The organism is Microvirga sp. GN3 (assembly GCF_055792825.1).
Map to the genome: position 1 here is coordinate 190,905 of NZ_JBVVAK010000003.1, position 17,844 is coordinate 208,748.

The window sequence follows — 17,844 nt, forward strand, 5'->3', positions numbered from 1 at the left end:
TGGTCGTCTCCAGAACCATTCCGCTTTGGCCTCAGGCGATGAAGTCCGGATCGACGAAGACATCGTTGTTCAGGATGAAGTTCGCATATGCCGAGGCGCTCGCCTGGTTGGCTTGGCTGACGGCGATGCCCAGGTTGACCAAGGCGACAAAGTCCGGTCCCGACAGCCTGAGCGCGTAAACTCCGCTGACTGAGGCAAGCCCAGCACTGAAAGCGGCATCCACCACGATGTTCTCGCCCTGCTGGTAGTCGACGATGTAGCTAGTGCCAGCAAGAATCGCGAACGTGTCCATGGCTGGAGTTCCGTTGCCGTCGATCCCATCCCCGTGCAGAGACCTGAGTCCGGTACCAGTCGTTTGACCGTTCGCGACGAGAAGGTCCGACCCGCCGCCGCCCCGCATAACGTCGTTGCCGGCCCCGCTGACGAGCCTGTTGCCAAGATGGTTGCCATGCAGCGTATCCGCATGGGCGGATCCGATGACGTTCTCGATCGTGTTCGAGATGAAATCGTTCGCGGCATCCCCGCCGGATGCCCGTACTCCGACGCCTTGGTTCATGTTGCTCGTGAGTCGGACGTCGACGGCGGCTGTGGATGTCGAGTAGTCGACCGTGTCAATGTTGTTGCCTCCGACCAGGGTGTCGGCACCCGCACCGCCCACCAGGATGTCGTTGCCATCTCCACCCTCGAGTCGATTGTCGCCTGCGTTTCCGATGAGAAGGTCGTTGTAGACCGACCCGATCAGGCTCTCGATCGTGCTGAGCATGTCACCCGCGGCATCCCCGCCGCTGACCTGTGGCCCCGCGAGGCTCAGGTCGACGGTAACCCCAGCCCCGGACTGGGCATAGCTCGCGGTATCAACCCCGTCCCCGCCGTCGAGGGAATCCGCCCCGCCGCCGCCATGGAGCAGGTCGTTGCCGCCTCCACCATCAAGTCGGTTAGCGGCTTCCGTCCCGGACAGGAGGTCGCCGAAGGCCGTACCGATCACGTGATCGACCCCGCTGAGGATGTCGATCACGACGTTGCCAGGCCCCACCCTCGCCAACGTCGCCGGTCCCGCCGAAAGCACGTTGATACCGCTTCCGAATCCGGAGTAGTCGGCCGTGTCGATACCCTCACCGCCGATCAAGGTATCCCCGCCGAGGCTTCCGATCAGGAGGTCGTCGCCCTTGCCGCCGTCCAGTCGGTTTGCGGCAGTGCTGCCGCCCAGCGTGTCGTGGTGGTCCGACCCGATCAGGCTCTCGATCCCGGTCACCTGGTCCCCCTCCGCATCCCCGCCGATGCCGACGGTCGTTCCGGCGGCATCCAGGGTGACATCGACGCCCTCTGACGAGGTGGAATACTCCGCCGTGTCGCGCCCGCCGTTGCCGTTGATGACGTCCGCCCCCGCGCCGCCGACGAGGGTGTCGTTGAGTTCGCTGCCGAGCAGGGTATCCGCGAAGGCGGACCCCACCACGCGCTCGATGAGCTGCAACCGATCCCCTTCCGCGTCCCCTCCGTGGCCGGTCCCGACGGCGGTCGGATCCGCCGCCGTGCCGTTCAACTGGATCATCACGGCCGCCTCGGATCGCAAGTAGTCCGCGGTGTCCAGGCCGCCTTGGCCGATCAGTTGGTCCGCCCCGGCCCGTCCGGTGAGGAGGTTGGCATTGGAGTCTCCGACCAGGATGTCGGCACCGGCACTCCCGATCAGGTTCTCGATGCCGCTCAGCACGTCGCCGGCCGCTGCCCCAGACGTGGTCCCGCTCGTCAGGTCGATCCCGACGGCCCCGCCTGCCGAATAGTCGGCCGTGTCGATTCCGGCGCCGCCGTTGAGGGTGTCGGCACCCGAACCGCCGTCCAGGATGTCGTCCCCGTCGCCGCCGTCCACGCTGTCATTGCCCGATCCGGCGGCAATCGTGTCGTTGCCGGCCCCGCCGATCGCGGTGTCGTCGCCGTCGCCGCTGTTGAGGTCATCGGTTCCCTCGCCGCCGTCGAGGCTGTCGTTGCCCCCGGCACCGTTGAGGGTGTCATGGCCCTCGCCGCCGATCAGCGTGTCGTGGCCGGTGCCGCCGAAGAGCTGGTCGTTCCCGGTGCCGCCATCGAGCAGGTCGTTCTCGTTCGCGCCGTTGAGCAAGTCGTCCCCGGCTCCGCCATGGAGCCGATCGTCCCCGAAGCTGCCGAGAAGGGTGTCGTCCCCGCCCCCGCCGTGGAGCGTGTCGTCGCCGTTGCCGCCGTCGACGATGTCGTTGCCGCCGACGGGCGAATCCACTCCGGTCCCGTCGCCGTACAGTTCGTCGTTCCCGTCCATGCCGCGCACGACGTCGTTGCCCAGCCCGCCGACGAGGCGGTTGTCCAGCCTGTTGCCGGTCAGGGTGTCGTTGCTTCCCGAACCCGTGACGTTCTCGATGCCGGAGAGGACGTCCCCGGCCGCGTCGCCGCCGCTGCCACGCGCCGTCATGCTCGGGTTGGTCGGGAGCGTGATGAACACCGCCGCGGCCGACGCGGAGTAGTCCGCCGTGTCGATCCCGTCACCGCCGACGATCGAGTCCGCTCCCGCCCCGCCGATGAGGGTGTCGTTGCCGGCGCCGCCGTTCAACGTGTCGGCCCCGGCGCCGCCGTCGAGGATGTCGTCCGTTCCCGCCGCCGTGACGCGATCATTGCCGAGCCCACCATCCAGGAAATCGGAACCCGCGGTGCCGGCCGCGACCGTGATGGTGTCGTTGCCGCCGTTCCCCCTCACCCTGAACGAACCGTTCGTCGTGACCTGATGGGTGTTGGCGGCATCGTTCAGGACCACGTCCTGGTAGGTCGGCTCGCTTGCGATCTGCGCCGCGAGGGACGAAGACAGACGCGCGGACGGGGCGGCCTGCACGACCAGGGATTCATCGGCAACCGGGTTCCGGCTCCCCGATGCATCATTGGTCGTCGTCCCCGAGGACCTGTTCCCGAATCTGACGTTCTTTGCCATCACCCGTATCCCTTATTGCCTTGGCGTCCCGCGCAAGAAACTTCGCGGGCATCCTAGGAGTCGGCCATCCCTACCGGCTACAGCGATATGAGATTAGCCATCTTCTGGCGTACATGCTTCCGGCTACGCCCTACGCCCCATCCGCCGAAAGGTGCATGCCACCCGTTCCCGGCGTGCCACCGTGTCGCCATTCGAATCCTTCCATGCCCCGGGACGCGCGGGTCCAGGACTGGGATTGCATCAATCCTGAAAGAGGCAGGTCGTGGCGCTTCGCCGAAACGAAAAGGCCCCGGGATTCGCTCCCGGGACCCCGATCGGACGACCTGTCGGCCGGCCCGAAGCAGTGTTAGGCCACAGCTACGACGCCGGAGATCGTGAGGCTCGCGTAGTCGTCGGTGGCGATGGCGACCACGGTCGCGTCCACCAAACCGTCGTCGCCGATGGCCTGGGCGTCGAGGTTGAAGTTCACCTGGTTGCCATCGATGTCGACGCAGACGTCGATTTCCGACCCAACGTAGGTTTCGCTGTCGTATTCGACTTCTGTCTCGAACTCGACTTCGATCTCGGCCTCGAACTCCTTCTCGAAATCGATCTCGAACTCGAACTCGTCGTTGTTGTTCCACCAGCTCATGATATTCTCCAGATGTTGTGTTGGATCCATCCAACGCCCGCAAAGTAGATCGGCGGGAATTCGGATCGCAAAGGCGCACAAGGACTAAACGCCCATTGCGGTAGAAACGGCCTCCGCCAAGGATTCGAGCGTAAGCCCCTGCCCCGGCTACGCCCTTCGGTACCGCTCATCCAAGGGCTACATCCAGATATGCCGTGGCCCGGCCACGCCGACCGCCGATGGGCGTAGGCCTTAGCCCGATGGCCCCGCATCAACCTCTTTGCATCCGTGCACCGCTTATGCGCACGCGCTCCCGTTCCCCGGGCTGTTAAGTTCTTGCAATCACGCACCCGAAGCACGCACCCGAAGGTTGACAGACATGGCGATCAATCGAGGCTTTAACCTGAGTGCCAGCGTAATCACGACCGAAACGGACGGCGGGACCGGAGACGGCACGACGCTGGTCGACACCTACGATGTCTCCGCAACCATATCGACGGGTCCGGTGGAAGGGAGTACGGACGCAATCGGCGCCGTGCTGTACGCCGATGCAACGGCGGTCGGGGAGGACACGTTCGCCTCCGTGTCCGCCGAGGCCACCGTGAGCGCCGGCCCGGTCGCGACGTCAGCCAACGTGTCACTGAAGACGGAAGCGGCCGCCGCATCGAGCGGCCAGTCCTACGCGTCGGCCACGGGTTCGATCGAACTGATCGGCGGAGCGGATCGGTCGTTCAGCCTGAGCTACGATTCCTCCATCGTCGATCAGGACGTCGGCGGCGGCACCGCAAGCTCCTCGTCGATCGACCATCTGTACGCACTGATCATCGACGAATCCGGCATTGCCGTGCCCTCACCCACCGTGGAATTCACCGAGGATGGGGTTCCGGTCGAGACCGAGGCGAAGCCCCTGGTCACCGCACCCGCCTACGATGATCCATGCAGATGCGGCGACGGGATCATTCCGTTCGACGGGAACGTGGCCTTGTATGACGTCGACATGGACGTCATCGCCGACAACGGCATCATCGAGGTCGACCTGTTCTCGCTCGCGGTCGAGGACCAGATGTCGAGCGTGACGCTGGGTTCCATCGTCATCGCCGATTGAGGCGCGCGTTGCCGATTGCCGTGGGGCCACGGGCCAAGTCCCACAAAACGGCCAGGTCACGACACATGCCCCTCGGAGCTTGCGCAGGCATGATCGCCCCGTCATTCGCTGCGCTCTGCGGGAGCATTGTCACCGCATTCGCCGTTGAACGCCCAGCGGCTCGCTGAAGGAAGCCGTCCTGGCGTGCTGTCCGTCAATCCCTACCGCTGCCCTCGCCACCGTCTCCGAGAGGACCGGTCGACGGATCAGGTCGCCTGTCGGGTGTCGTCGCCTGCTCCCTCTCCCGATACCGTCATTTCGGCACCCTTTATGGCGACACTGTCCACGACCTGCGCGCGACGGTCCAGGGCATCGAGGAATGCCCGCGTGTCCTTCCGGATCTGCTCGATTTCCTCGATCTGGGCAGCGAGGTTCCTCCTCCTGTCCGTCGCCTCGAAGCCGTTCAAGGCCACGATGAGCGCCCCGGCATAGGCGATGAGCGCGAGTCCGGAACCGTCCCCTTGCCCTGTCTCCTGCGCCAACAGCACGAAGGTCGCGACGGTGAGAATGCCAGTGCCGACAACCCCCACACCCGAGCGTGAGAACGTCGCCACGAGCAACGGGATGGCTAGGATGCCGAGAAGGACTGGCATCGGCAGCGTGAAAAGCATTCCCGGGAGGGCCTGCCCCGTCTTCAGAATCCATTCCAGGATGTGCACGCCGATCTCCATCGTTGCGTCAGCCGACCTGCCGCTCTCGGACCCGACGACTGCGGATCAGGTCCGAAGCGGTCCCGTGGTCGAACGTCGTTTCAGGACGAGCGTACATCCGGAAATCCGCCCATGACATGAGTTCCCTAGGCCGACTTTGCCAGCAAGGGCAGCGCCCCCACGTCGGCCGAGGGTTCCTGTTCCGCCTCGGCAGCGGTTTGGCATTGCGCCTGTGCCGCATCGAACAACCGGGCCGCTTCGAGGGCCGCCTGGGTGCGGTTTGCAACGCCGAGCTTGCGCATGATCTGGCGGATGTGCACCTTGACCGTCGCCTCCTGCATGTCCAGATCGCGGGCGATCTGTTTGTTCGACCTCCCGAGACGGAGGCAGTCCAAGACTTCCCTCTGCCTCGAGGTCAGTCCCCCCGGGACGACGATCGCCCCGTTGGAACGCGTTCCCGACCTGCCCGCGCCGATGCCGGAGGCGGAGGCTTGGGACAGGTCCGCCAGGGCGTGCGGCGGAAAGAAGGAGCCGCCGCACATGATGAAGTCCAGTATCCTGAGCACGACGCCGGGCTCCGTCCCCATGGACATGTATCCCTGCGCTCCCGAATGGAATGCGGCCACGATCTGCCCCGGGTCCTTGTGGTCCGAAAGGATGACAAGGCTGGCCTGGGGCGCCGATGACCGGATCTGCTCGATCCCGGCGAGCACCTCGGGATCATCGACACGGGTTCCGCCGATGCTCATGATCACTATCCGGCAACGCGCGCCGCCTGCGGCTTCGGTGAAAGCCGCAGGCGAGGCAAAGGCCGAAAGGGCAATGGAGTTGGCCTTGATCCAATCGCTCAGGAGACAGGCCAGTCCGGCACGGCGCATCTCCATGTCATCGATCAGGGCGACGTCGCATTCCCCTCGTTCAGGAAAACTGAGAATCTGGTTCGGCATACCCATCCCTTTTGGTTGACCTGTTCGTGAATCAGCCGAGGGCGAGTGAGGATAGCCGTTCGGCTGTCGTAGTCGCTTATGTGCGTGAAGTGCTTTGCGTCGAGTGGTGAGCAGCGTTCTATACCGCTATAAGCTTAGCTACAAGAAGCCATTGTGGGTATGTCATACGTCGAGAGTGTATGCACGGACGGTCATTGCACATTTGAGTATTCCATGGCCGTCTAAACTATCGATATAAGCGTTGCTTGGCCGCCTAATATTTTCGACCTGCTTTCGTGGCCGTCTAATCCTTCCCCTGGAGGATCCATTTACAGTTTATTACTTCGGTTGTTCCTGTCGCACAGGGAGGACGGGCGCCACCCCGGCCTCGGCATGCGTCTCGCACGGATGCAAGCCCTCAGGTCAGCGTCGTCGGCCGGCGCGGCGCGAGGACGAACCCGCTCCCCGCGTTCCTTCCCGTTCCTTGTCCGAAGGACAGGAGGACGGAGCGAGGAAAGAAAGTGCCGCCGTACGCGACGAAAGTGAGGGTATGGAAGACCAGCTCGGGACTTGTGCTCGTGGGGATGAACCCGCTTGCGCCCGCCGTGAACGCGCTGAGCATCTCTTCCGAATCGTCCAGCTCCGAAAGGATGACGAAAGGCACTTGCGGGGACCGTTCCCGAAGGCCCGCGATCCATCGGACATGGTTGGGATCGGAAAGCGGCCGCGACCCGAGGTTTAGGATGAACATCCGGCACGGGGTGGCCTGCGCCAGGTCATTGCCATCCATGGGCTGGAGGGACCATCCGAGCGGCCCTGCCCACGGCGCGAGAAACGCCATCAGGCCGGCTCGCCTGAGACTCAGCGAATCGACGACTGCAACTGCCGAACCTTGGGTGTCATTGGGTTCGGGAGCTTCCATTGTCTGCCTCCTTGCGCTCCGCGGACTTGTCGCCGGGTTATTCCAAATGGATATCGGCATCCTGGATAGGTTCTCCCTTCTCTAATGTCGCCTTGCACCAAGGCAACGTTGAAGAAGTCGTATGGGATTTCGGGCTGCGGCCGTCCGCCGGGAGGCGTAGAGGGCCGCCGATCCCGCGCCATACGCCGCAAGTATTGCAGCCGTTCAGCGCAAGCGCTTAGGGCAAAACCGCCAGCCGTGTCCGGCATACGCCTTCCGGCGGAGCAGGATCCCGGGGGCGAGGGCCCAGCTGCCCGCGATGGCAGTCCCCAAATTCGGAGCCACCCCGATGTCGGCATCCCTCCGTGAAAGGACTCGTGGCCTCGCCGCGTTGGCAGCAATCCTGCCTTCGGATCGCTCAGCTCAGGAGTCCCAGGTAGTCGCCGATCGCGAAGTACTCCTCCGCCGCCTGGCCCCCCTGGTCGCCCGTCCCGTCGAGGAAGATGTTCCGCCGAATCGCCGCCGTCTGCGCCTCGGTCAACGAGGCCCTCGCGAAGGGGGCGGCGTATCGGGGATTGGAAAGGAAGAAGTTGTCCAGTGTCAGGACTGACGCGGTCCGGCCGCTGCCGAAGGTGATGACCAGGTCCAGTGGGTCCGCCCTGGACCTCGCGATCGACGCGGAGGCGTCGTAATCGTCCTGGACCACCAGACGATCCCCCTGGCCCGAGGCGAAGCCCCAGATCGTATCACGCCCGAAGCACCCGTCGATGAAGAACAGGTCCAACCCGCGCCCCGTCGCGATCGTGTCGTTGCCATCGCTGGCCGTGCCTCCAAGGCCCAGCCGGATGAGATTCCGGCCATCTCCGGCCGAGATCACGTCGTTCCCCATGCCATCGATGATCGCATCGTCCCCGCTGCCCGCAATGATCGTGTCGTTCCCGTCCCCGCCATTGACGATGTTGTTGCCGGATCCGACGGCGATCATGTCCTTGCCGTCCCCGCCGAAGACCCAATCGTCGCCGGTCCCGCCTGCGACGGCATCGTTGCCGGTCCCGGCGAGGATCGTGTTGTTCCCGATCCCCGTGAAGATCAGGTCGTTTCCCGCCCCTGCGAGGATCCAGTCGTCGCCCGCACCGGCCGCCACCCAATCATTCCCCGCCCCCGCACTGACGAACGTGTCGACGTCGGAGGTAAGGATCATGTCGTTGCCGGATCCACGAAGGATGGGCTTCTCTCTGGCATGGTCGCTGCCGACACCAACCGTGGCGGAGGACGTGCTGGACGAGAAACCATCAATCGCCAGGGACATGGTATCGGCGTGCACGAAGGAATTGTCGCCGTAGGCCTTTGCGTCGATGTGGTAGCTCGCCACGTTGCCAGCGACGGACGGAACCTGCTGCCCCGCCCCGAGGCTCACTTCGCGGTGGTGGTCGACGGACTCGAGCTGGACGTCCCAGCCCACGATGTTCAGGGCGACATAGTCCGTCTGCGACCATTCGGCCGACCACGCCCCGTCCCGATGGTCGCCCCCTCCGGACTGTTTTTGGGCCGAGGTGTACAAACAATCCGCCTCAGCGAACGCGACGAAGCCGTTGGTTGCAGCGTAGGCCGGCTGCCCTGCTGATGACACCGATACGGCGGCAAGCCATGCGGTACCGAAGGCAACCTGAACGGCCCCCCTGTCGTACGCCCGGCCGAACAGGCTCACTTCCACCGATGTATTCTCGCCTATCGCGGTGGCCTCGCCGTTCAGACTGACGGCCAAGTCGCTTTCGTTCCTGACGGGCTGCTCCTCCGACGGTTTTTGGGGCGAGCACGGATTCTTCACCTTTTGAGCTTTCTCAGCAGCCTTTCCGAACATTGCCTAACCCTCATGATTTCAGGATGGAGTTCCTAGCACGAAGGGATGATGTCTGAAGAAGCGCAATCGGCTATACGCCGACAAGGGGACCAACCCGTTCTGTTTTGCAACATACGCCTTCTCGCGGATACGCCAAAAGGTGGTGGAGGCTGCCCCAACATGAGCGATGGCTTCCATCGTAAGCAGGGAGTTGCCCTACACAACCATTAGCCTGCGCAGACCTCGGCCCAATTCTCGATCTGCACTTCATGACGGGACTGGGCGATTTGGACGGCAATTTATGCACGTCATGTGAGACTGAGGAGGTTGTCAGTCTCACATGACGTGCAAACCGTCACGAGAAACCAGCCGCCTTGTCGACAGCCGGCCGCTAGGCCTCAACGGCCTCATCGGTAATCCGCTCTGCACCGATCCGAATAGCCTCAATGGCGAGCTCGTTCAATGTGGAGAAGACCCGGGCCGTCATTCCACCCGTGACGCGGGCGCGGTGCCGTAAGCTGTAGGCGGACAGAGACGAGGGGCGTCGAAGCGGTATGCTCCGCAAGACGGCAGTCACGAGGGCTTGGAACTCTTCGTCGGCTCTCCAGCGGGAAAGCGCCAGCTGGTCGGGGCGGCGCCGAGCTGGGTATCGCCCGCAATGGCTTCTCTTGCATCGGCTATGCCCAGGCACACAAGCGAGGCTTTCAGCTCGGTGCTGAGGAACCGGAACAGCTGGAGGTCTGCCTGCAGTTCCCAGGTATCGCTCGCCGAGCAGTTCGACATCCTGGCTGCGTAAGACTAGCAGATGAACTAGCCTTCTGCCTGTCTTCACCGAAAATTCACGACAGAACCGTTCAGAGCGTTCGTACCCTTTCATGATGTCTACTGAACCCGCTAGGCCAGTGATGCTCTCGGTCGTCCAGATCGAGTACCGCTGTCACGGCTGGCATGACGGCGGCGTCAAATCGCGATGCCGGCCTCCAGGAAATCCTCGCGTTGTCATAGAGCGAGTCTAAGGCTCCCGCTGCGGGCGCAACGGTGGGCCGCACGGATGCACTGTTGTCGGCAGCCCGCATCCTCGATGATATAAGCGACCAAACGCGCACAATGGAATCCGACGATCACCTCATGTCATGCCCGCGATGGTTCCCGCTCTTCCTGGTGGGGATCGGCTGCATCAGCCTGGCTGCTTGTCAGGTGCTGACATAGTGACATCCCAGGTGGGTTGGCAGCGGTCTCTTCCTGTATGCCCGGCCCTTGAGCCATGGTGTTCTTGGCAGCCTCAGCTGAGCGCTACCCTCGTGTGCCGCCAACAATCGATGGCTCTTGAGAGGCGTCGTGTCTGAGCCCAAGCCGCGCCTCTTCGTCCTGCACCCTCCCACTCCTGCGACCAGGCACACGTAGCCGGGCCGTCATGTGGATGTCATGGCACCGAACCTAAAGTCCACTCGGGTCAGCCAAGGCTTGTCGCGGTTCCATCATCAGGATACCCGCCATGAGCATTGGGATCTTGCTTCTGATGGCCCCCGCTCTGCTGGTCACGGCAGCTCTCCCAGCTTGGCGATAGAACCGAGGCTGGGACGCTCGACCGAGGATCAGCTTCGGTCTCCTTCGCGTGATGATCCTACTGCTACTTGTGACAGGCTGCCTCTGAAGAGTTCCTGTCGCCGGGTAGGTTGGGACGCGCGCACTCGAACATGACAGGAGAGCATTGATGCCGCTTCTCATCCTGACAATCCTGCTTGCAGTGCTGCTGCCGGGGCAACTCTGGGCGCAGGGCGCGCCAGCTCCCTTGACCCGGATTGCCTTTGGCTCGTGTGCCGATGAGGAGAAGCCGCAGCCGATCTGGGACGCGGTCATGGCCTATCGGCCGGAGCTTTTTCTGTTTGCGGGCGACAACGTCTACGGCGATGTGCGCAATGGCCGGAATGTGCCGGACGAAGACCTCATCGACAGCCTGCAGGCGTCCTACAGCCAGGCGTCAAAGCTGCCCGGCCTCATGCGCGTGCGGACCGCCATTCCCTCTCTGGCGACCTGGGACGATCACGACTACGGTAAGAATGATGCAGGAGCCGACTTCGCTAGCCGGCGCGAGGCCCAGCGGCTCTTTCTCCAGTTCTGGGATGTGCCTCTGGCGGATCCGCGTCACAACCGCGATGGCGTCCATCATGCCCAGACCTTCGGGCCGGAGGGCCAGCGGGTGCAGGTGATCCTGCTCGACACCCGCTTCTTCCGCTCTCCCTTGAAGCCCACCGACGAGCGCAACGCCCCAGGCCGCGAACGCTACGTGCCGGATGACGATCCCGCCAAGACCATGCTCGGCGCCGAGCAGTGGCAATGGCTTGCCGACCGTCTCCGGGAGCCAGCGGATCTGCGCCTCATCGTGTCATCCATTCAAGTCGTGGCGGAGGGCCATGGTTGGGAGCGCTGGGGCAACTTCCCGCGCGAGCGCCAGCGCCTCTACGATCTCGTGCGCGAGACCGGTGCGAACGGTGTGGTGTTCATCTCGGGCGACCGGCATATCGGAGGGCTCTACCGAGAGACGAACGGCACCCCTTACCCGCTTGTCGAGATCACCTCGAGCGGCCTCAACCAGGTCTTCCCCGGCAACCGCGAGGCAGGCCCGAACCGCCTGGGCGCCGTCTACGGCGCGGCGAACTTCGGCACGGTGGATGTCGATTGGTGGGAGGGCGTGGTGGCACTGTCGCTCCGCAACGAGGCGGGCGAAGTAGTGCGGCGCACGAGCGTCAGGCTCGCCGAGCTGAGCGCTTCTGAGCCCGCCCGCTAGGCGCCATGCGGCCTGGCCGGGTCCTTGTCCGGGGCGCTCTCGCGCTGGCAGCGCTCTATGCCGGTCTCGTCGGGACCCTCTACCTCGCGCAGGACCGGCTGCTCTATCCCGCGGCCGGCCAGCCGGTCGCAAGCGTCACGGCGGATGTGGCAGGCTTCGAGACGCTGCGCCTCGGCACGCCGGACGGGGAGCGCCTGGTCGTCTGGTGGAAAGCACCCGAAGCGGGCAAGATGGCCATCCTCTACCTTCCCGGCAACGACGATCCCTCCAACACCCGTCGCGCGCGGGCGAAGCTCCTGGGCGCCACAGGTCACGGGATCCTGATGGTGGCGTATCGGGGCTTCTGGGGCTCGACAGGCCGGCCCCACGAAGCGGGCCTGCACACGGACGCCCGCACGGCCTATGCCTGGCTCACGAGCCAGGTCCCGCCCTCCCGCATCGTTCTCTTCGGGGAGTCCCTCGGCAGCGGGGTCGCGGTGCGGCTGGCGACCGAGATCCGGGCCGCCGGTCTCATCCTTGACGCCCCCTACACGACGGCGGCTGCGATTGCCGCGGACCGGTACCCGTTCGTCCCGGTGCGCTGGCTCATGCGGGACCAGTACCGCTCCATCGACATCGTCGGCCAGATCAAGGTGCCTCTCCTCGTGCTGCATGGCAGCGCGGACCAGGACATCCCGATTCGGTATGGCGAGGCGCTCTACCAGGCGGCGGCCGCGCCGAAGCGCTTCGTGAGAGTCGAGGGTGCTGGCCACACCACGCTGCTGGCGCCCGGCGGGCTGCCGTCGGTCGAGGCTTTTCTCGCCTCCCTTAACCCGCAAGGCTCCTGACGAAGAGGATCCACCGCTGGACGAAAGCTCGAAGGCGCTCAACCATGAAAGCAAGGATGCTCACATGCGTCGCAGGTCGGCACCAGACCTTGGCTATGGAAAATTGTGGTGGCAGAAGGCGATAATATCGGTCCCGGCAAGCCACCGGCCCGTCGGCGGCAAAACTGCGCTGATTGTGGATCGGATAAAGCTCTCGGCTCCTTGCGCTGCGGGGTTGCTCCCGCCCTCACCTTCGTCGTGCCGAAGGGATGCTAGATCACTTGGCGAGCTGATGCATCGCCGGCGGGTTCTCATCCAGCCTTCTACAAGCGGCTGGCACAGAGATGAGGCTCAGAGTGGAGCCCCAAGACGAACCTGGGTGATGGCGAAACCTCGGGAATGGCCGCAGAACAGCCTCGGCCCGAGGGAAAGACCATGCCGCGCTACGTCTGCGACGCATCCAGTGGCGTCTGCTTTGCGCCGGAGTTCGATCCACCATCTCCCCGACCTGGAAGCGGCCCGTCGCCAGGCTCACAGCATATCCAAGCATTTTCGGGCCTACCTGCCCCGTACCCACCGGCAGGAGGCGCTGACGGTCGAGATTGTCGAGGAAGCGGGCCAAGAACCCATGATCGTGCGGTTGGAGACCCTGTACGAGAAATCAAGGCGGCAAACACAGCTTCCAATCGGATTGCTGAGCCGCTCCTGCGGCACAGTTCCGCCCCCTGCGACTGCGATCGTCCATAATCACCGTAATGGTGAATACGGCGGAGCGATCTTGGATGGGCCCGAGACTGGCGATGCCGTCAAATGGAAAGCTCTCTACCCTTCAGCGCGGCCGGCAGTGCGAGAAAGCCAAAGAGTAATCGGCCGCAGCCCGTTTGCGCTGGTGCTCAATGCGGCGCCGCGCCCGAAGGGCGATGGCCCGCACCTGACGCTCCGACGTTCCGTCGCGGGCCATGCGCTGCCGCACGATTGGTTCTCCGAGCAACTCGTTCAGGCTTGGTTCGTTGAGACATTCCACGGCTTCCTCCACCGCTGGCTGATGCGGGAACTGGTACGCCACGCGAATGACAGGATTATAACCCAGCAAATGTTTGTTATCGCCCAAAGCTGTTGCGACGCATCAGGGACACCTCGACCTCGTGATTTGGATGCTGCCCACGTGGGATGATGCAGGTGGCACATGAACTCCTGCGGCTAGATACGTTCCGCAGCACAGCATCAGGTCCACAGCCTTGGGGCATTCCGGTTGGAGGCCGGTCTAACGAGTAGCAAACCGTTTGCTTCTTGAAGATCGGCTGACCCGACTTGTCCCTGAGCTCTGCCCAAGTGGCTATCGCACCCGTAAACGACAGAGGGCCCAGGGGTGATTCCACTGCTGCTCTGTTCAGCGCCGCTGCTGAACTGAGATCTCGTCTGGTCTTCGAGCGACCTGCGTCAGGATGCGCAGCCGAACCCTGCACCATGCGGCCATCTGTGGCTTGTTTATACTGCACTGCGACACAAAAATATTGCATTGCAGCATCATGCTTCCAATGTTGATACCGCCTCTTCCATTCCCGTGTTCAGCTGTCATCGTGAGGGATCGCCGTGGACTGGGACAAGATCAAGCTCTTCTATGCGGTGGCCGAGGCCGGGAGCTTTACCAGGGCCGGCGAAAGGCTCGGGCTCAACCAATCCTCGGTGAGCCGGCACATCAGTGCCTTGGAGCAGGATCTGAATGTTTTGCTGTTCCAGCGCCACTCCCGCGGCCTCATCCTGACGGAACACGGCGACATGCTGTTCCGAGCCGCAAACGAGATGCGCCACTCCCTGGAGGCAACCCGCCAGCGTTTTACCGAAACCAGTGAGCGGCCCGCTGGCGATCTCAAGGTCACGGCGACGGTTGGGATCGGCGGCTTCTGGCTTACCAACCGCATCGCAGAGTTCCTCGACCTTTGCCCTGAGGTCAACGTGCAGCTGATCCTGAGCAACGATGAGCTGGATCTTGTGATGCGGGAGGCAGACCTTGCGATCCGGCTGCGGCGCCCGATCCAGCCGGAGCTGATCCAGCGGCGCCTGTTCACCATCCACTATCATGCCTATGCGTCGCATGCGTATCTGGATCGCTTCGGCGAGCCCAGGAGCACGGAGGATCTCGATCGTCACCGCATCGTCTGCCTGGGCGGCAACCAGCCTGCCTTTATCTTGGACCTGCATCGGCTGCCGAACCTGGGCCGAAATCCCAAGAACCCGCGCCCAAGCCGGTTTGTGGTCAACGACAGTCTGGCTCTTCGGCACGCCATCGAGACAGGAGCCGGGATCGGCATGGCGCCGGATTATACGATGCACGACAACCCGAAGGTCAGACGGGTGCTGGAGGAGGTCAAAATGCCCACACTCGACAGCTATCTGGTATACCCGGAAGCGATGCGCTCGGTCGCGCGGGTTCAGGCCTTCCGGGACTTTCTCATCACGAAGGCGCAGCGCTGGGCTTTCTAAAGCCCCACGTAGTCGAGAGACCAAAGGCTTCGGCAGAGCCGCTTCAATAGTCGTGCAGGGTGAGGGTGTGCCAGTCGTCGCTCAGAAGTCGGGATTATCGGGCTCTGGCCCGACACTGTCGAAAGGACGACGGTGAGCTCAAAGGGGCTTGAGCTCACCCACCAAGTGAGTGGTACCACCGGCCTCGAGGCTTGAAGGACTGGCGGCCTGTCGTCCCCGAGCTGGCCGGTTTATGTTGGGTTCTCACCTGCGACCATCGCGGCCACAGTCAAAGCAAGCACCCTCTCGGCAAGGCAGCGTCCACCGAAGCATTGATCGGAATGGTTGCGATCGGACGAAATACGTGAACGCAGATCAGGCCGCGGCTCCATCAGATCCTGATTGAGTACGCTTCCACCACCACCCCCTTCTGAGCAACTCTCCTTTGACATCGAACGCATAGCCCAAACTATGGTTGGCACAGATCGCCAGTACATGCTCGCGGGGCCGTCTTCCCTGTCCGGGCTGAGGTGTCCATATCGCAGGCGTTCGCCTCTCTGGAGGATCGCCATGCCCAAGTATCCCAAGCTGGCACTGGAAAGCGCGTTGGCGGTGTTCGGCATCCGCTCCCTCTATGAGCAGCCAGAGTACGAGATTGTCGAGCGGGTCCGGGACGGTTGAGATTCGCCGTTACGCACCACGCCTTGTAGCTGAAACGACCGCTGCGGCCGGAAGCGAGGACAAGGCCCGCAACGGGGCCTTCCGCATTCTCGCCGGCGACATCTTCGGTCAGAATCGCGATAGGGCTGCCATCACCATGACGGCTCCAGTGGCAACCAGTGTCACAGGCCGCGATCTCGCGATGACGGCGCCTGTCGAGACGCGGGCCGTCTCAGGGATCGCCATGACGGGCCCAGTCAGCACTGCTCCAAGCGGACCCGGTCGCTAACTCAGCGCTTCTTTCTGCCAAAGATCATCACGCATGAGAATGCGCCCGTACCCAATGACTCACGCGTTACGGCCGTCAGGTTGCCGCAGGAGACGATTGCCGCGATCACCTTCTCCGGACGCGGCACCGGGGCGATGGTCGCTTCAAAGAGGCGCGAGTTGCTTGCGGCACTCGAAAACTCGTCGGGACGGGCAGCAGAGGAGCCCGGAACTTTGTTCTATGATCCACCTTTCACGATTCTGCTCCTGCGACGCAATGAGGTGGCGGTATGGGTAATATCGAGGGTGCTTCTCTATTCGGCGATTTGAGGTCAAGCGCTTTCAGGCCTTCCACATTCCCGATGTTTGACGGCACTCGCGGATCCTTGCTTCTCTTCGGGATCAGCTCTCGGGCTCTCCCATGATGGGATCAGAAGAATGAGGCAGTCCAATCTGTCGCACGTTCTGATCGCGCCAAGCGCGACCGACACAAGAACCCTAGCGAACTCACCTCATCCATCGTCCCGCGAGGGACGTCTCTCCACCGGCTGGTGGACCTCGGCTATCCTTCCGTTCTTGTGACAGGCTGTTCCGGTGAGTGATCAGGTGGCCGCCGTGGCACTGTCCTTGGTCCAGCGGAATTCGGTTCCGTCGCTCCAGAGGCGGTGCATGATCACGGCCAACCGGCGCGCCAGAGCCACGATAGCCTTTTGCAGGCCGCGCCGGCGGGCCACGGCCATGGCCCAGGCCTTCAGCCAGGACCATTTCTGCACCCGGGTTAGCAGCACCTGAGCCGCCTCATAAAGCAGCGCTCGCATCATGGCGTCTTCGCACAGTGAGACGCGTCCGATCCGATTGCTCTCGCCGGACTGGTTGAGAACCGGCGTGAGCCCCAGAGCTGGGCCGACGGCCTTGGAATGCTTGAACCGCGCCGGAATGTCGATTGTGGCGCTGAAGGCCAACGACACCACGGGACCAACACCGGGAATGGTCATCAGGCGCCGGCAGACGTCATCATCCCGCACGGTCGCCAATACTTTGCGGTGAAGAGTGGCCAAGCGCTCCCGCAGGCTCTGACGGGCTTCGAGGAGGCAAGCCATGATCTCGGCCAGCTCCGGAAGGCCTGCTACGAGCTCGCGGATCCGGTCCTCGAACCTGACCTTGCCAATGATCCCAACCTTGAGCCCAAAGTTACGCAGCAGGCCGCGGATGTCGTTCTCAATGGCAATGGCTTTTTCCTGCAACAACTTGCGAGCTGTCAGCAGGGTGCGCCGGTGCTGGCTCGCCAAGGTCTTCACATGCACAGGTCGGAACAGGTTGACGCGCATCATCTGAGCAATGCCACGAGCATCGTTGCGGTCGGTCTTGTTCACCTGCGCCTTCAGGAACGCCTTGGTGTGGCGCGTCTCGATGCAGATGACCGGGAGCCCGGCCGCAGCCAGCCCGCTGTAGAGCCATTGCGACAATGGGCCGGCTTCGAGCCCGACCCGCTCGAGCCGCCAGGCTGGATCCCGGAGCACCTGAACCAGGTCGTCTGGATGGCTGGTCACCTTCAGTTCACGACAGACCTTGCCCGTCTCGTCCAGAATGCACAAAGAAGTCTCTTTGACCGAGACATCGAGGCCGGCATAATGCTTCATGCTGCGCTTCTCCCACTGATGCTTGTGGCTGGTCCTACCCAGACCACGTTGTACCATCAGCCTGAAGCGCAGCACCTCCGACAGTCGATGAAGATGGCGCGAAGCCGAATACATGGGGTAATCGCGGGAGCGAGTCGCCCTGGATCTGCAGTCACGCTTATGGAAGCCGGTGGCTGTTCCCCGATAGGATGAAAGTACGGGCTCA

At 63.4% G+C, this 17,844-nt stretch carries 16 protein-coding genes; 7 read left to right on the forward strand and 9 right to left on the reverse strand.

Translation table 11 applies throughout. From position 1 onward, the window contains the following. Positions 1-31 precede the first annotated feature (31 nt). Both ACS5Q1_RS03060 and ACS5Q1_RS03065 read right to left on the reverse strand, forming a co-directional pair. A complete protein-coding gene (locus tag ACS5Q1_RS03060; RefSeq protein ID WP_473096808.1) occupies positions 32-2,944 on the reverse strand; it encodes a beta strand repeat-containing protein in 2,913 nt (970 codons plus the stop codon). 346 nt (positions 2,945-3,290) lie between these two features. Further along, positions 3,291-3,575 (reverse strand): hypothetical protein, encoded by a 285-nt coding sequence (locus ACS5Q1_RS03065; RefSeq protein ID WP_473096809.1) that lies wholly within the window; start codon positions 3,573-3,575, stop codon positions 3,291-3,293. 358 nt (positions 3,576-3,933) lie between these two features. On the opposite strand from ACS5Q1_RS03065, the gene ACS5Q1_RS03070 reads away from it, so the two are divergent. Beyond that, complete coding sequence (locus ACS5Q1_RS03070; protein ID WP_473096810.1) at positions 3,934-4,659, forward strand: hypothetical protein; 726 nt, start codon at positions 3,934-3,936, stop codon at positions 4,657-4,659. Positions 4,660-4,904: 245 nt separating this feature from the next. On the opposite strand, the gene ACS5Q1_RS03075 is transcribed toward ACS5Q1_RS03070, so the two are convergent. The 4 genes from ACS5Q1_RS03075 to ACS5Q1_RS03090 all read right to left on the reverse strand — a co-directional run bounded on the left by ACS5Q1_RS03075 (position 4,905) and on the right by ACS5Q1_RS03090 (position 8,940). Further along, positions 4,905-5,357, reverse strand: a complete 453-nt coding sequence (locus tag ACS5Q1_RS03075) for a hypothetical protein (protein WP_473096811.1) — start codon at positions 5,355-5,357, stop codon at positions 4,905-4,907. A gap of 137 nt (positions 5,358-5,494) precedes the next feature. Next, entirely contained in the window at positions 5,495-6,295 is an 801-nt protein-coding gene (locus ACS5Q1_RS03080) for a response regulator transcription factor (protein ID WP_473096812.1), read from the reverse strand. Between the two features lie 397 nt (positions 6,296-6,692). After that, on the reverse strand, positions 6,693-7,196 hold the full coding sequence (locus ACS5Q1_RS03085; RefSeq protein ID WP_473096813.1) for a response regulator: 504 nt from the start codon (positions 7,194-7,196) through the stop codon (positions 6,693-6,695). Positions 7,197-7,593: 397 nt separating this feature from the next. Further along, complete coding sequence (locus ACS5Q1_RS03090) at positions 7,594-8,940, reverse strand: calcium-binding protein (protein ID WP_473096814.1); 1,347 nt, start codon at positions 8,938-8,940, stop codon at positions 7,594-7,596. Positions 8,941-9,355: 415 nt separating this feature from the next. Here ACS5Q1_RS03090 and ACS5Q1_RS03095 point away from each other — a divergent pair, with 415 nt between their 5' ends. Then, on the forward strand, positions 9,356-9,532 hold the full coding sequence (locus tag ACS5Q1_RS03095) for a hypothetical protein (RefSeq protein ID WP_473096815.1): 177 nt from the start codon (positions 9,356-9,358) through the stop codon (positions 9,530-9,532). Between the two features lie 56 nt (positions 9,533-9,588). On the opposite strand, the gene ACS5Q1_RS03100 is transcribed toward ACS5Q1_RS03095, so the two are convergent. Then, a complete protein-coding gene (locus tag ACS5Q1_RS03100) occupies positions 9,589-9,798 on the reverse strand; it encodes a hypothetical protein (RefSeq protein ID WP_473096816.1) in 210 nt (69 codons plus the stop codon). Positions 9,799-10,729: 931 nt separating this feature from the next. Between ACS5Q1_RS03100 and ACS5Q1_RS03105 the strand changes: the two genes are divergently transcribed. After that, positions 10,730-11,803: an alkaline phosphatase D family protein gene (locus tag ACS5Q1_RS03105; protein WP_473096817.1), complete on the forward strand. Its 1,074-nt coding sequence runs from the start codon at positions 10,730-10,732 to the stop codon at positions 11,801-11,803. Between the two features lie 5 nt (positions 11,804-11,808). Then, entirely contained in the window at positions 11,809-12,630 is an 822-nt protein-coding gene (locus ACS5Q1_RS03110; protein WP_473096818.1) for an alpha/beta hydrolase, read from the forward strand. Between the two features lie 808 nt (positions 12,631-13,438). On the opposite strand, the gene ACS5Q1_RS03115 is transcribed toward ACS5Q1_RS03110, so the two are convergent. Further along, entirely contained in the window at positions 13,439-13,633 is a 195-nt protein-coding gene (locus tag ACS5Q1_RS03115; protein WP_473096819.1) for a hypothetical protein, read from the reverse strand. A gap of 569 nt (positions 13,634-14,202) precedes the next feature. On the opposite strand from ACS5Q1_RS03115, the gene ACS5Q1_RS03120 reads away from it, so the two are divergent. The 3 genes from ACS5Q1_RS03120 (at position 14,203) to ACS5Q1_RS03130 (ending at position 16,329) form a co-directional block, all read left to right on the forward strand. Then, on the forward strand, positions 14,203-15,093 hold the full coding sequence (locus ACS5Q1_RS03120; RefSeq protein WP_473096820.1) for a LysR family transcriptional regulator: 891 nt from the start codon (positions 14,203-14,205) through the stop codon (positions 15,091-15,093). A 634-nt stretch (positions 15,094-15,727) separates the two neighbouring features. Beyond that, positions 15,728-16,021, forward strand: coding sequence for a heme-binding protein (locus ACS5Q1_RS03125; protein ID WP_473096821.1), 294 nt, complete (start codon positions 15,728-15,730; stop codon positions 16,019-16,021). Between the two features lie 26 nt (positions 16,022-16,047). Beyond that, entirely contained in the window at positions 16,048-16,329 is a 282-nt protein-coding gene (locus ACS5Q1_RS03130; RefSeq protein ID WP_473096826.1) for an SOUL family heme-binding protein, read from the forward strand. Positions 16,330-16,601: 272 nt separating this feature from the next. Here the strand turns inward: ACS5Q1_RS03130 and ACS5Q1_RS03135 are convergent, their stop codons facing one another. Then, positions 16,602-17,639: an IS110 family RNA-guided transposase gene (locus ACS5Q1_RS03135; protein WP_473096827.1), complete on the reverse strand. Its 1,038-nt coding sequence runs from the start codon at positions 17,637-17,639 to the stop codon at positions 16,602-16,604. Positions 17,640-17,844: the final 205 nt, after the last annotated feature.

Bases quoted from the DNA above. Each gene is read 5' to 3' on its own strand.
- ACS5Q1_RS03060 (WP_473096808.1), bottom strand. From the start codon at position 2,944: ATGGCAAAGAACGTCAGATTCGGGAACAGGTCCTCGGGGACGACGACC.
- ACS5Q1_RS03065 (WP_473096809.1), bottom strand. From the start codon at position 3,575: ATGAGCTGGTGGAACAACAACGACGAGTTCGAGTTCGAGATCGATTTC.
- ACS5Q1_RS03070 (WP_473096810.1), top strand. From the start codon at position 3,934: ATGGCGATCAATCGAGGCTTTAACCTGAGTGCCAGCGTAATCACGACC.
- ACS5Q1_RS03080 (WP_473096812.1), bottom strand. From the start codon at position 6,295: ATGCCGAACCAGATTCTCAGTTTTCCTGAACGAGGGGAATGCGACGTC.
- ACS5Q1_RS03085 (WP_473096813.1), bottom strand. From the start codon at position 7,196: ATGGAAGCTCCCGAACCCAATGACACCCAAGGTTCGGCAGTTGCAGTC.
- ACS5Q1_RS03095 (WP_473096815.1), top strand. From the start codon at position 9,356: ATGACGTGCAAACCGTCACGAGAAACCAGCCGCCTTGTCGACAGCCGG.
- ACS5Q1_RS03100 (WP_473096816.1), bottom strand. From the start codon at position 9,798: ATGTCGAACTGCTCGGCGAGCGATACCTGGGAACTGCAGGCAGACCTC.
- ACS5Q1_RS03105 (WP_473096817.1), top strand. From the start codon at position 10,730: ATGCCGCTTCTCATCCTGACAATCCTGCTTGCAGTGCTGCTGCCGGGG.
- ACS5Q1_RS03110 (WP_473096818.1), top strand. From the start codon at position 11,809: ATGCGGCCTGGCCGGGTCCTTGTCCGGGGCGCTCTCGCGCTGGCAGCG.
- ACS5Q1_RS03135 (WP_473096827.1), bottom strand. From the start codon at position 17,639: ATGAAGCATTATGCCGGCCTCGATGTCTCGGTCAAAGAGACTTCTTTG.